Annotated in this window: 14 protein-coding genes; 12 read left to right on the plus strand and 2 right to left on the minus strand. The window is 40.3% G+C overall.

The features are described from left to right. Positions 1 to 10 precede the first annotated feature (10 nt). From F3059_RS10145 to pyrH, 10 genes are all read left to right on the plus strand, one after another. Positions 11 to 1327: a tetratricopeptide repeat protein gene (locus tag F3059_RS10145; RefSeq protein WP_151168853.1), complete on the plus strand. Its 1317-nt coding sequence runs from the start codon at positions 11 to 13 to the stop codon at positions 1325 to 1327. Then, positions 1327 to 1911 (plus strand): LPS export ABC transporter periplasmic protein LptC, encoded by a 585-nt coding sequence (gene lptC / locus F3059_RS10150; protein ID WP_151168855.1) that lies wholly within the window; start codon positions 1327 to 1329, stop codon positions 1909 to 1911. The genes F3059_RS10145 and lptC overlap by 1 nt, the downstream gene beginning before the upstream one ends. After that, positions 1895 to 2107, plus strand: coding sequence for a hypothetical protein (locus tag F3059_RS10155; RefSeq protein ID WP_151168857.1), 213 nt, complete (start codon positions 1895 to 1897; stop codon positions 2105 to 2107). The genes lptC and F3059_RS10155 overlap by 17 nt, the downstream gene beginning before the upstream one ends. A 32-nt stretch (positions 2108 to 2139) precedes the next feature. After that, positions 2140 to 3408: a hemolysin family protein gene (locus tag F3059_RS10160; RefSeq protein WP_151168859.1), complete on the plus strand. Its 1269-nt coding sequence runs from the start codon at positions 2140 to 2142 to the stop codon at positions 3406 to 3408. A gap of 58 nt (positions 3409 to 3466) precedes the next feature. Continuing rightward, positions 3467 to 5581, plus strand: coding sequence for a peptidylprolyl isomerase (locus tag F3059_RS10165; RefSeq protein WP_151168861.1), 2115 nt, complete (start codon positions 3467 to 3469; stop codon positions 5579 to 5581). A 112-nt stretch (positions 5582 to 5693) separates the two neighbouring features. Then, a complete protein-coding gene (rplM, locus tag F3059_RS10170) occupies positions 5694 to 6149 on the plus strand; it encodes a 50S ribosomal protein L13 (protein ID WP_151168863.1) in 456 nt (151 codons plus the stop codon). A 2-nt stretch (positions 6150 to 6151) separates the two neighbouring features. Continuing rightward, on the plus strand, positions 6152 to 6538 hold the full coding sequence (rpsI, locus tag F3059_RS10175; protein WP_151168865.1) for a 30S ribosomal protein S9: 387 nt from the start codon (positions 6152 to 6154) through the stop codon (positions 6536 to 6538). Positions 6539 to 6634: 96 nt separating this feature from the next. After that, a complete protein-coding gene (gene rpsB, locus F3059_RS10180; protein ID WP_151168867.1) occupies positions 6635 to 7429 on the plus strand; it encodes a 30S ribosomal protein S2 in 795 nt (264 codons plus the stop codon). Positions 7430 to 7461: 32 nt separating this feature from the next. Further along, complete coding sequence (tsf, locus tag F3059_RS10185) at positions 7462 to 8286, plus strand: translation elongation factor Ts (protein ID WP_151168869.1); 825 nt, start codon at positions 7462 to 7464, stop codon at positions 8284 to 8286. Between the two features lie 62 nt (positions 8287 to 8348). Then, positions 8349 to 9059 carry a UMP kinase gene (pyrH, locus tag F3059_RS10190; protein WP_151168871.1) on the plus strand — a complete coding sequence of 237 codons (711 nt, stop codon included), beginning with the start codon at positions 8349 to 8351 and terminating at the stop codon, positions 9057 to 9059. On the opposite strand, the gene F3059_RS10195 is transcribed toward pyrH, so the two are convergent. Then, a complete protein-coding gene (locus F3059_RS10195; RefSeq protein ID WP_151168873.1) occupies positions 9056 to 9733 on the minus strand; it encodes a DUF2461 domain-containing protein in 678 nt (225 codons plus the stop codon). The genes pyrH and F3059_RS10195 overlap by 4 nt on opposite strands. An 85-nt stretch (positions 9734 to 9818) precedes the next feature. Here F3059_RS10195 and frr point away from each other — a divergent pair, with 85 nt between their 5' ends. Continuing rightward, a complete protein-coding gene (gene frr, locus F3059_RS10200; RefSeq protein WP_151168875.1) occupies positions 9819 to 10382 on the plus strand; it encodes a ribosome recycling factor in 564 nt (187 codons plus the stop codon). Positions 10383 to 10432: 50 nt separating this feature from the next. On the opposite strand, the gene F3059_RS10205 is transcribed toward frr, so the two are convergent. Then, complete coding sequence (locus F3059_RS10205) at positions 10433 to 11425, minus strand: SPASM domain-containing protein (protein ID WP_151168878.1); 993 nt, start codon at positions 11423 to 11425, stop codon at positions 10433 to 10435. 173 nt (positions 11426 to 11598) lie between these two features. On the opposite strand from F3059_RS10205, the gene F3059_RS10210 reads away from it, so the two are divergent. Beyond that, positions 11599 to 14016, plus strand: coding sequence for a DUF5686 and carboxypeptidase-like regulatory domain-containing protein (locus F3059_RS10210; protein WP_151168880.1), 2418 nt, complete (start codon positions 11599 to 11601; stop codon positions 14014 to 14016). The last annotated feature ends 96 nt before the right edge of the window (positions 14017 to 14112 follow it).

Below are 14112 nucleotides of genomic sequence, written 5' to 3' on the forward strand. Positions count from 1 at the left end.
CCTTAATAACATGAAAGGTAAGTTAATAGCAGTTGTTGTTTTAAGTTTTTTGAGTACAAGTCTTTTTGCTCAGGACGAAAAGAAATATGGTGAAACTGAGGAAGAGCAGGTAGAGTGTAAAAAGAACCTGTCTCTGTACAAGGAGTTTTATGACCAAAAAGCTTACAAAGAAGCTAAGACACCATTGATGAATGCAATCGAAATTTGTCCTACATCGAGTAAGAATATGTACATACGTGGTGTAAATATCTATGAGCATTTCGTAGAAAAAGCTGACAAGGAAGGTATGGCTGAAATGAAAGCTGCTTATGTCGATACGCTAATGATGATTTACGATAAGCGTATTGAAGCTTTTGGTCAAAGAGGATATGTTCTGGGCCGTAAAGGAACTGATCTCTTGCGTCACGGATCTAAAGAAGATTATCAGGAAGCATATGATATTCTTACTGAAGCTTATGAGTTGAGAGGAAATGAAATGCAACCTGGTGCTTTGGCTGCCTATTATCAGTCAGCTTATCAGCTTGCGGCTCGCAAACAACTTCCGGTTGAAGATTTGTTGGCTCTTTACCCAAAACTCGATGCTGTTGTAAAAGCGAACCAGGGAGGTAAGTATGAAAAAGCATACAACTCTGCCGGAAAGCAATTGGACAAAATCTTTAGTGCAGTTGCTTCATGTGAAGATCTTGTAAATATATACACTCCAAAGTTTGAAGAGAACAAACAGGATACTGCTGTTCTCGAGCAAATTGTAAACCTCTTTGATAAGAAGAGCTGTACAGATGAAGAGCTTTACCTACTCGCATCAGTTGAGTTGGATAAAATGAAACCTTCTGCTGATTCTAAATACGGAATTGGAGTGGGGTACCTCAAAAAAGAAGAGTACACTAAGGCAATTGATTATCTCAGCAAAGCGGTTGAGAAGCTAGAGGATAATGAAAAGTTACTCAAAGCTTACGAGTATATTGCTAGAGCTCAAAATAAACAGAGCAATTATCCCGCAGCAAAGCAGGCAGCTCTTAAGATGTTGGAAATTGACGATTCAAACGGAACTGCTTACTTGCTAATAGGTGATGCTTATTTCTACGGATCAAAATCTGTTGGTGAAAATGTTTGTGAAAAAGCTGGCGGACTTTGGGCAGCTATTCCAAAATACAACAGAGCAGCTTCATTAGATCCTTCACTGAAGGAAACTGCTGGCAAGAAAATCGGCTATGTGAAAGCGCAATTCCCAAAGAAAGAGGATTGCTTCTTCCACAACATGACTGAAGGACAGGAATACAAAGTAGGCGGATGGATCAATGAAACAGTTTCCGTCCAGGTTAAATAATGAAAACTTCACGATCACATTTATTTTTAAGCATCCTCATTATTATGATGGGGATGCTTTTTTCATGTGAAAACAGCAAGAAAGACCTTGAAACTATCAAGTTTGATGATAGTTTTCCTAATGAAATAACACGTGATGTAACAATTTTTTACAGTGATTCTGCCAAAGTTCAGGTAATGCTCAAAGCACCACTAATTGAGCGTTACTACAGAGAAGAAGATTCCTATGCCGAGTTTAATAAAGGAGTGTATGTGGAATTTTATGATGATAGTGGAAAGGTAGAGTCCACAATCGAAAGCGAATACGCCAAGCACTATAACGAGCGAGGTGAAATGTTAGCTCGAAATGATGTGGTCGTTGTCAATAAAAAAGGAGAAAAGCTGAATACTGAACATCTAGAATGGAATCAAAATACTCATCAAATCAGGTCTAACTCATTTGTCAAGATCACAACAAAAGATGAGATTATTTATGGCAATGGACTGGAAGCCAATGAAGATTTTACTCGTTATAAAGTAAAAGATATCAAAGGGATCATTGAAGTTGACCAAAATGAAATGAAGAAAGATGAAGACGTACAATAAATTCATGGAGATATTTTGGCTCGTGATAGCCATATTGAGCGGAGGGACTATCGGTTACCTTTTCTTTTTTGAAGAGTACAACGAGCATCCTATCTTTTTAGCTTTACCGTTCATGGCGTTAGTTATGTTCCTGATGAGACGTTGGTACAGGAAACGAACAGAAAAGGAATCCTCGGGTAACGACCGAGTCAGTTGATTTTGTATTTTTGAGAAAGCAGCCATAATTTCATGGATAGCAGTTTATACAGCACCATTATCATATCAGTTTTATCTTCAGCCTTTTTTTCAGGCATGGAGATAGCCTTCGTTTCAGCTAACAAGCTGCAAATAGAGCTGGCAAAAAAACAGGGTAACCTTACGGCAAGAGCTTACAGCTCGTTTATGAAATCACCATCACGGTTTATTACCACGATGTTGCTCGGTAATAACATCGCGCTTGTAGTATTTGGTATAGCGATGGGAGATCTACTAGAGCCCATATTTTACAGTTTTGTATCCAACTCAATCATTGTTCTTCTACTTCAAACAATTTTCTCCACACTGGTAATACTCATCACAGCAGAGTTTTTGCCAAAAGCCATTTTTCAAATAAACCCCAATAAGGCCCTGGCGATCTTTGCTCCCCCGGTTTTTATCGTCTATTACATTTTCTTCCCGGTTGTGACTTTCGTCAATACATTGAGCAATATTGTCCTTAAATACATCATGCGCGTTGATCCAAAAGATGCACCAATTCGCTTTGGAATGATCGATCTCGATCACCTTGTCAAAGAGGCTACATCTTCAATTGAAGATGATGACGAAATTGAGAATGAAATTCAAATCTTTCAGAACGCGCTCGACTTTTCAAACCTCAAGGCTCGGGAATGTATGATTCCGCGTACTGAGATTGTAGCCCACGAAATTGGCGAATCGGTTGAGGATCTGACCAAAACTTTTATCGATACGGGGCTTTCAAAAGTTCTTATTTACCGCGACTCAATCGACAATATTATCGGTTACGTTCACTCATCTGAGTTGTTCAAGCGCCCGCCCGAGATCAAAAATATTTTGTTGCCCATTTCTGTACTTCCAGAGACGATGCCGGCTAACGAAGTGCTCGAATTGCTCATTCAGCAAAAAAGGAGTGTCGCAGTAGTGGTAGACGAATTTGGAGGAACTTCTGGCTTGCTCACGATGGAAGATGTTGTTGAAGAAATTTTTGGAGACATTGAAGATGAGCACGATCAGGAAGAGTTAGTTGAAATTGATCTCGGTCAGAACCGATATCGCTTTGCAGCACGCCTCGAAGTTGATTACCTCAATGAGCAATACAAACTCGAACTTCCTGAAAGTGAAGATTACGAGACACTTGCGGGATATATTATTCACCTCCACGAGAGTATTCCCGATGAAGATGAAATTATAAAAGATGATAACTTTGAATTCAAAGTACTTCAAAATAGCGGTAAAAGAATTGAGCTTGTAGAAGTCAAAGTGAAATCATTTGATGACTAGGTATAAAGTTTAATGCGAAATTGTATATTCGCAACCCACAAAATTTAAGCGTTTTAACATGGCGGTTATAGGAAAAATCAGAAAACAGTCAACCATCTTGCTCATCGCAATTGGTGGAGCAATGGTTCTTTTCGTCCTCGGTGACTTATTTACATCAGGTTCTACATTCTTTGCAGGACCAAATGATGAGGTAGGAGAGATTGACAGAAAAAAAGTTTCGATCAAAGAATTTGAAATGCGCATGGCGCAAGCAGTTCAAAATAGATTTGGAGGAAACGTAGATGAAGAAACACGCGTTCAACTCCGCGATCAAATTTGGGACGAAATCGTTCGTGAAAATGTGATAGCTCCACAAATGGAAGAACTGGGGCTTTCAGTTTCTGATCAGGAGCTGTTTTACGTGATCAAAAATGATCCGCAAAACCCAATCTTGAGAAGTTATTTCTCAAATCCGCAAACGGGTAGACTTTATCAGCAGTTTGCTAACCCTGACGGAACGATCAACTCTGACCGCGTGATCGCTTATTTCCAAAATGTATTGAATGGAGACCCATCACAAGATGAAAATGTACTCCAGGCACAGCAATCTTTCCAGGTTCTGAAAAGAAACTTGAGAAGCAGCATTCTCGATGAAAAATACGCCTCACTACTCGGTAAGTCGATTTATGCAACTTCACTTGAAATTGATAAGAAAAGTGATGAGTCGAGCAAGTCGATGTCAATTAGCTATGCCGCCAAGTATTTTAATGAGATGGACGACTCAAAGTACGAGCCTACTGAGTCTGAAATGAAATCTTACTACAGCGAGCACAAAAATGAAGCTCGCTTTAAGCAGGAAGAACCTTTACGTTCATTGCAATATGTAACATTTGAAGTGCTCCCAACTGCTGATGATACAAACAGGTTACGTACTGAGTTGGAAGAAGTCAAAAAAGCATTTAGTTATGCTGAAGATGACACACTCTTTGTGAATGAAAACAGTGATACACCTTTCAATATTCGCTGGACAACAGGAGCAAACCTTCCACAAGGAATGGACTCACTAGTGATGAACGCATCTAAAGATTCCATTTTTGGTCCATACCGCAATGAGAATAAATTTGAGTTATTGAAGGTGAAAGACTTCAAACAAGCACCTGATTCAGTAAAAGCAAGCCACATTTTGTTGTCTGCTGAACAGGTTGATACGGCTACAGCTCGTAAACGACTCGATAGTTTGAGAACAGTTATTCGTGAAAACGACAACTTCGCTCAATTAGCTAGCCAGTACAGCATGGACGGTTCCAGAACTAAAGGTGGAGATCTGGGATGGTTTGCTGAAGGACAAATGGTTCCAGCATTTAGCAATGCATGTTTTGAAGGTGAAGTTGGCGATATGCCAATAGTTTCTTCTCAGTACGGAATGCACCTCATCAAAATCACAGACCAAACAGGCGATGTTAAGAAAGCGCTTGTAGCAATTATCGACAACATGATAGAACCGGGAGAGCGTACATTCCAGGATGTATATGCTGAAGCCAGCTCATTCGCTATCAATAATGACAACGCAGATAAATTCATGGAGAATGGTGAAAAATTCGGCATTGCAAAAGCTCCAAGCGTAAGACCTAATGACCGTACACTCATGGGAATTGAAGGTTCTAGAGAAATTGTGCAGTGGGCTTATGGTGCTGAGGTTGGAGCCGTTTCAGACGTGTTTGATCTACAAGACCAATATGTTGTAGCTCTCTTGAGCGAAGTTCGCGAAAAGGGCGTTTTACCTTTCGATCTTGCAAAAGAAGATGTGAAACTCGCTGTTCTCAACCAAAAGAAAGCAGATGCTGCTAAAGAAATGGTTGGGAATGATCAGGATCTTGAATCTGTTTCTCAAAAATGGGATGGTATTGTTCAACAGTCAGAACCATTCACATTCGCAGACTTTACAATTAGCGGAATAGGCGTTGAACCCAAAATTCAGGGAACAGCTTACGCACTTCAACCAAAGAGTGTTTCTAAACCAGTTGAAGGTCAAAGAGCGGTTTACGTAATTCGTTTAGACAACACACAAAAAGTTCCATCGAGTGTAACGAGAAGCTCGATTGAACAGAGATATTCCAGAAGAGCAGGCGTTTCTGCTAAGGACGCAATAAAAGAAAATGCCCAAATCGAGGACAATAGAGCGCAATTCTATTGATCTTGAACAACCTGGAGTTGAAAATTTGTAGAGAATAATATTAAGTATTAGCTTTGCACCCCCTTTTTAAAAAGGGGGCTTTTTATTGTTATAGAATAAAAAATCAGTCACATTGGAAACTTTGAGCTACAAAACCAAATCGGTAAACAAAGAAGGCGCTGATAAAAAGTGGGTTATAGTAGATGCAGAAGGCCAGGTTTTAGGTCGTATCGCATCAAAAATAGCTTACGTTTTGCGCGGGAAGCACAAGGCTACTTTTACACCTCACGCTGATACAGGTGATAATGTAATCGTAATCAACGCTTCAAAAATTGATTTAACAGGAAAAAAATGGGATGACAAGAGCTACATCCGCTACACTGGATATCCAGGAGGTCAGCGTGATTTAACTGCTCGTGAGTTGTTTGAGAAAGATCCTGTTAAACTTATGGAAAAAGCTGTTAAAGGCATGCTTCCTAAAACAAGACTAGGACGCGAAGTGTTCAGAAACCTTTACGTTTATGAAGGATCTGACCATGCACACAGCGGTCAAAAACCAGAGAAGTTAGACATTAATACAATCAAATAGGAATGGAAGTATTCAACACAATTGGAAGGAGAAAATCTTCAGTTGCTCGCATTTACATGACTGCGGGTAAAGGAGATGTTACCATCAATGGTCGCGCACTTACTGACTATTTCCCTCGTCCATACCTTCAAAACAAATTGAACCAGCCTTTTAAGTTAACTGAAACTGAAGGCCAGTACGATTTGAAAGTGAATGTACGCGGTGGTGGAATTACAGGTCAGGTTGAAGCAATTCGTTTAGCAATTTCGCGTGCTCTCGTTAGTATTGACGAAGAGAATAAGCCGTCATTGAAAAACGAAAAAATGCTTACTCGTGATCCACGTATGGTTGAGCGTAAGAAATTCGGTCAAAAGAAAGCTCGTAAGAAGTTCCAGTTCTCTAAGCGTTAATTTTACGCTTTTAGTTCAGCATCCAAACTGGCTTTTAAGTCGGTTGCTCTGTTGGATTTGAGTAACAGGAAAGTGAACAATTTTTAAAAAACAAGTATGTCAACAAGAACAAACTACAAAGACTTATTAGATGCAGGTGTTCATTTTGGACACCTCACAAGAAAGTGGGATCCACGTATGGCTCCCTATATCTTTATGGAGAAAAATGATATTCACATCATCGATCTTCATAAAACTGTAGCCAAAGTTGAAGATGCGTCAAACGCACTTAAACAAATGGCAAAAAGTGGCAAAAAAATCATGTTTGTTGCCACTAAAAAACAAGCGAAAGATATCGTAGCTGAACGCGTGAATAAAACGGGAATGCCGTACGTGACTGAACGCTGGCCCGGTGGTATGCTTACCAACTTCGCGACAATTCGCAAAGCGATTCGCAAAATGCAGAGTATTGAGAAATTGCTCGCTGACGATACAGCTAAACACCTTCAAAAGAAGGAACGTTTGATGCTCGATCGTCAAAGACAAAAACTCGAGACTCAATTGGGATCTATTCGCGATCTCAACCGTCTTCCTGCAGCGCTTTTTATCGTTGATATCAAGAAAGAACACATCGCTGTTAAAGAAGCGCGTAAGTTGAATATTCCAACTTTCGCAATGGTTGATACTAATTCAGATCCTAATGCTGTTGATTTCCCAATTCCAGCTAACGATGATGCATCGAGCTCTATCGAAAAAATCATCGATCTGGCTTCTACTGCAATTGAGGAAGGTTTGAATGAGCGCAAACTCGAAAAAGAGAAGGCTCAGGCAGACAAAGCAAAAGCAAAGCAGAAGAAAGCTGAAAAAGCCAAAGAAAAGGCTGAATCAACTGAGACTAAAGAAGAAAAGTAACTTCATAAAAACGTATTAACCTCTTTATTATCATGGCAAAAATAACAGCCTCTGAAGTTAATAAACTACGCAAGCACACAGGTGCTGGCATGATGGACTGCAAAAAAGCATTGGTTGAATCTGATGGTGATTTCGATGCTGCAGTTGAAATCCTTCGCAAAAAAGGTCAAAAAGTAGCTGCTAAGCGCGGTGAAAATGAAGCTGCCGAAGGAATTGTTATCTCCAAATCAAACGGAGGTTCTGGAGTGATCATTAAAGTTAACTGCGAAACTGACTTCGTAGCTAAGAATGATGACTTCGTGAAATTTGTTGATCAACTCGCTTCTATTGCACTTGAAAATGGTGCAGATTCAGTTGAGAAACTCAAAGAATTGAAATTTGACGATATCTCAGTTGAAGAAAAATTAACTGAGCAAATCGGGAAAATAGGTGAGAAAATCGAAATATCTAAACTTGGAAGCATCAACGCTGAAACTGTTGTAGCTTACAACCACCCGGGTAACCAGGTTGGTTCTTTAGTAGGCCTCAACAAAGAAGGTGACAAGGTTGAAGAAGCTGGAAAAGACGTAGCAATGCAAGTTGCTGCTATGAATCCGGTTGCACTTGTTAAAGATGAAGTTCCACAGGATGTTATCGATAAGGAAATCGAAATCGGTAAAGACACTGCTCGTCAGGAAGGCAAGCCTGAAGAAATGCTTGAGAAAATCTCAATGGGTAAACTCAACAAATTCTTCAAAGAGAACACACTTCTCGCTCAGGCTTTCATAAAAGACAACAAAACTTCAGTTGAGAAATACCTCGATGGAGTTGAAAGTGGACTAACGGTGAAAGAGTTTCTGAGATACTCACTTTCATAATTTATTTCAAAAAAAGAGAGATTTTTAAAAATCTCTCTTTTTTTTGTCCAAACTTTTGGGTTATGGCAACAAAGTACAAGCGCATATTATTAAAACTAAGTGGTGAGTCACTAATGGGGGATCGTGAATTTGGTATCGATCACCAACGCCTGGCGAGATACGCAAATGAAATCAAACAAGTCATTGATGAAGGTGTCTCGGTTGGAATCGTTATCGGTGGCGGAAATATCTTTCGTGGTATTCAACAGGTCGATGGAGCCATCGATCGCGTTCAGGGCGATTACATGGGTATGCTCGCTACTATGATCAACAGTATGGCGCTTCAGAGCTCATTGGAAAGCATTGGCGTTATTACGCGGCTCCAAAGTGCTATTAAAATGGAGCAAATTGCCGAACCATTCATCAAAAGACGCGCTGTGCGTCACCTCGAAAAAAACCGTGTTGTCATCTTTGGTGCCGGAACGGGCAACCCGTATTTCACAACTGACACAGCCGCTTCACTCAGAGCCATTGAAATCAATGCTGATGTCATCTTAAAAGGCACTCGTGTTGACGGCATCTACACTGCCGATCCTGAAAAAGATCCCAATGCTAAAAAGTACGAAAACATCACTTATCAGCAGTGTATTGATGAGGATCTGAACATTATGGACATGACGGCATTTACGCTCTGTAAAGAGAATGAATTGCCAATCGTTGTGTTTGACATGGACAGTGGAGGAAATCTATTGAAAGTTGTGAAAGGCGAGAAAGTAGGGACACTCGTGTCTTAATCCATTGCCTGAATTTTCGCTTCAACAAAGAATTTCATCAACGGCTCTGCAAGCTTAAAATAGTTTTCGGTCAGATCCAGAAGGTCATCGCGTAAAACCGTCTCCGGAGGTAATTCTACTCCGTAAAGCCAGGACTTGTTGTAAATTAGCGGCTCTTTCTGAGCCTGCTTTTTGACTTCTTTGGCAACTATTTTGTTCTTATCACCTTCAATTTCACCAAATGCCTCTACGAAAGTTGGGCTCTGACTGATATCCTGAAATCTCTTTCTCTCGTTGGCTATTTTTACTCTCACCTGATCGCGCAATTCACGTGACGGATTGAAAAGACCAAAATAGACCAGCATTTTTTCTGGACTCAAGTGAACGTAAATTCCGGGATAATCATGGTCTTTCTTTCCGCCAGGAGCAAGAGCTGCAGCAACATGCATTTTGTATGGTGTTTTATCCTTGCTGAAACGGATATCACGATTGATTCTGAAAATAGCATGTTTTGGCTCTATTTTGAGTTGTGGATTGTGTTGACCTAACCGCTCGATTAAATCGGTTACGAATACCTTAAAGGGCTCTTTTACAAACTTCTTGTAGCGGTTGCGGTTCTGATCAAACCAATCTTTGTGGTTGTTAGGAGCCAGGTCGATGAAAAACTGGAGAAACTCAGGTTGGAAATAGCGCATGACTTTTTATTTTGTGAGCAGTTGAAAATGAAACGACACCTCACAAAATTTGTTTTCTTTGTAGCGCTGATAAATTAATGTTGCTATGGACGAAGAATTAGAATTGATATTTGATCAAACTAAAGAATCGATGGGCGAATCGATTGATCACCTTATAGCTGAATTGGCTAAAATTAGAGCAGGTCGTGCAAACCCGAGCATGCTCGATGGTGTAAAAGTTGAGTATTACGGATCATTGACTCCGCTCAACCAGGTTTCAAATGTGAACACGCCTGATGGTCGCACAATTTCTGTTCAGCCCTGGGAAAAGGGAATGTTGCAGGAGATTGAAAAAGCGATTATGAACGCCAATCTCGGCCTCAATCCACAAAACAATGGTGAGTTGATCATGATCAATATTCCGCCATTGAGTGAGGAACGCAGGCAACAGCTGGTTAAGCAGGCAAAAGCTGAAGGTGAAAAGTCTAAAGTGAGTTTGCGTAATGCTCGTAAAGAAGCTATGGATGAACTCAAGAAACTAAAAAGTGACGGAGCTCCTGAAGACGTGATCAAAGATGCTGAAGACGATGTTCAAAAAATCACAGATGAGCACACAGCTAAGATCGATAAGTACATTGAAGATAAAGAAGCTGATATTTTGAAAGTATAATGACAACTCAACGATAAAGTTAAACCGCAGTTAAAACGACTGCGGTTTTTTTATGCCCAAACTTTTGTTCCTTCAGTACAGTTCTTGCAGATGTCAATCTCGCTGCGAGATTTAAATATAGCACCTCTAAAACTGCGGTACATTGGGCTGTTCCAAATTTCTCTGAAACTCTTTTCTTTCATATCGCCCATTTGGTGAGTGGCATCTTTGTCAAAACAACAGGGAACGATGAGTCCGTCCCACGTAATCACACACCCCGACCACATTCTCCAACAGTGATCGAGTAGTTTATTTTTGACGGTCCATTTGCCATTATCGAGCTGTTTGTAACGTGAGTATTTATCATTTTCAGGAATGAGCGGATTTCCATTTTCGTAGTCGTAAACCTGTGCTGTTTTTAAACGCACTTCGTCAACTCCCAATTCATTTGCCAGGTTATGGACATCGTCAATTTGGTGTTCATTGGGTTTTACAACCAAAAACTGAAAGATAATGTGAGGCGTTTTTGACTTGAGTTTTTTCTTCCACTCAATAATCTTTTTTGTACCGGCAATAACTTTGTCAAGTTTACCTTTTTTACGGTACTGTTCGTAAACCTCCTGAGTAGTTCCATCGATGGAAATGATCATCCTATCCAACCCAGACTCAACAGTTCGCTTAGCTGTTTTATCATTCAGGAAATGCGCATTTGTTGAAGTAGCCGTGTACAACTTATTGTCACTGGCGTACTTCACCATATCCAGGAATTTAGGATTGATGTACGGCTCGCCCTGGAAGTAAAACAACACGTAAGTCGATTTTTTAGCGAGTTGATCAATTACTGTTTTATAAAAATCAGGATCTAAGTTCCCTGTATCACGAGAAAACTGGCGCAACCCGCTTGGGCATTCTGGACATCCTAAGTTACACGATGTTGTGGGTTCAATGGAAAAGCTGATGGGGTAGCCGCTGTGATAAGTGTTTCGTGTAATTCTGGAAACGAAAAAACTCGCAAAAGTTTGCGCTGCATTGAAGGCACGCTGTGGCGTTACCTTCGACATCATATTGAAAAAATCGGCTGTTCTACCCACGTTAGCAAATGTAGGAAATAGAAAGTTGTAGAGCTTATCAATCTCACAAAATCAAACCAACCTTGCTGTAACTCTCATTCATAAAAATAATTAAAATAAATTCAAGTTTTCTCAATTATTCTCATCTTTGAGAAAACCCTTTACATGTGAAATATTCACTATTTATCCTTTTCTTGTTTTTGGCTGTTATCGGTCAGAGCCAGAGTGTACACCGCGGGCGTATAATTGATAGCAAAACAAATGAGCCGCTCGCGTTTGTGAATATTTCAGTTCCCGAACTCGGTGTGGGAACAACCAGTGATGTCAATGGTAGTTTTGCTATCAGGCTGCCAAAGGAAGCCGAGAAAGTGCGGCTCACCTATGTAGGCTATGAAACGAAAATGGTTCTGATCAAGAACCTCAAAGGTGATATCGAACTCAAACGAAAAGCCTCTCAGTTAAAGGAAGTAGAGATTTTCCCAGGTAAAAATCCGGCCGATAGCTTAATGGAGCTGGTTATCGATAATAAGGACAAACACGACCCATTCAAGAAAGACCAGTTTGCATTTGATATTTACAACAAGATTTTGGTCACAATAAGCGATTCGGCAATTGACAGCATGGCTGTAAGTACTGATACTTCTTCTCAGGAGTTTGCCAAACACATGAGCGAGCATGATTTGTTTATGGCTGAAACGTATTCTAAAAAGTGGTATGAGAAACCCGGTAAAGTGAAGGAGAAAATATTGGCGAATCGCGTTGCCGGTCTCGAAAATCCATCTTTTTACTGGTTGGCAACCAATATGCAGCCTCTATCCTTTTATGAACCCATTATTGAACTCAATGGGAGTAAATATGTGAGTCCGCTCGTAAAACGATCCTGGAACCAATACCTTTTCATCATTAAAGATACACTTTACCGGAATCAGGATACCGTTTTTGTTGTGAGTTATCAGCCTAAAAGTGGAAAAGATTTTAAGTCGCTCGAAGGAATATTGAGTATCAACACGAATGAATATGCACTTGAAAATGTTATTGCGCGCAGTACCAATCACCTCACGAACAACCTGAGAATTCAGCAAAAGTACACCCGTGTAAAAGAGGAGTGGTTTCCTGAACAACTCAACTTTGAGCTGAAGTTGAATAGTATTCAGGTTGAAGAAGGAGCGCCAATACACATGATTGGGCGGAGTTACATCAATAAAGTCGTCTTTGATACAAACTTTAGAGGTCGTGATTTTAATGGTTTAACCGTTGAGCTGGATGATCAGGCAACAAAAAAATCTCAAGCATATTGGGACAGCATAAGGACAGATTCATTGACTCAAAAAGAACAAAACACTTATACATTCACTGATTCTGCCGGTGAATCAGTAAACCTTGATGAAAAACTGTTCATACTTGAGTCGCTTGTGACTCAAAGGATTCCCATAAAGTTCATCGACATAAAGCTGGATCAAATAATGTCTTACAACCTTTATGAAGGCATTAGATTAGGAGCAGGGATCAGCACGAACGACCGGATGTCAAAATACATTGAGCTAGGCGGTTACTTTGCTTATGGTTTTAGGGACAAGGCATGGAAGTATGGAGGAAATCTCACCCTGAGTGAAGGGCGGCTCAACCGCTACACACTCGACTTAAAATACAACAGGGACTTACACATGCCGGGCTACTCGAATATTCCTGATCGGTCAGGTGGGCTATTAACAAATGATCTTACCCGTTTTTATGTCCGTTGGCAAAACCTCTCTACGCGCTACAAAGCAGAGTTTAAATTTCCGCTTTTTAGAGACGCAACTGTTGGTGTTTTTGGTACTTACCGCCAAAATGAGATCACCAATAATTACCGCATTTACAGCGAAAATGAATCTGATGTATGGCTACCGTTTCAGTCTTATTCAATTGGTGAAACAGGTGTGAATTTACGATATGCCTACAACGAGGAAAAGGTGGAGATGTTCAACACTGTCGTGAAAGCGAAATCTCCGTATCCTGTTCTTCATCTGCAATATGCAAAAGGTATTGGTCAGATCCAGCAATCCGAGACCTATTACGATCGTTACGAAGCACGAGTAGAGTTTTCCAAAAAAACGCCTCGTCTAAAGCAATTCAGGATGATGATTCGCGGCTCATATTTGGATGGCGAACTACCTGTTACTGAACTCTACTCACCTGTTTCAGTATATGATCCTGAATTAGCGATCACTTCAGACTATGGTTTCCAAACATTACTACAGGGCTCTTATTTTGGATCTGAACTTTACGAAGCTCACGCGAGTTTTGAGTTTGTGAAATTCAACACCAGTTTAGAATGGTTCAAACCTTCGATCACAGCCTTGCAGTCGGCAGGTTGGGGATCTGACCAAAGAGAAAACTTCACGGAAGGAGGTTATTTTTACAAAACTCCTGAACACGGACTGTTTGAAAGTGGTTTAGTGATCAACGGGCTTTATTGCTCAACATCGGAAACTTTGATTCCGGCAAAATATGGAATAGGCACTTTCTATCGCTACGGAGCCAGTAATAGCGGGAGTTGGTATGATAATTTTGCTGTAAAGCTTTCTTTTTTAACGACTTTTTAAGCAGTTGGGCATCACATACATGCTGTGAATATGTGCTAAGTGCTAGGTAATATTTATTTTCGTGCGCCTTAATTAGAAAGTAAACAGTAGTCCTTT

Origin of the sequence: Salibacter halophilus (assembly GCF_008806325.1) — a bacterium.
GTDB lineage: Bacteria > Bacteroidota > Bacteroidia > Flavobacteriales_G > Salibacteraceae > Salibacter > Salibacter halophilus.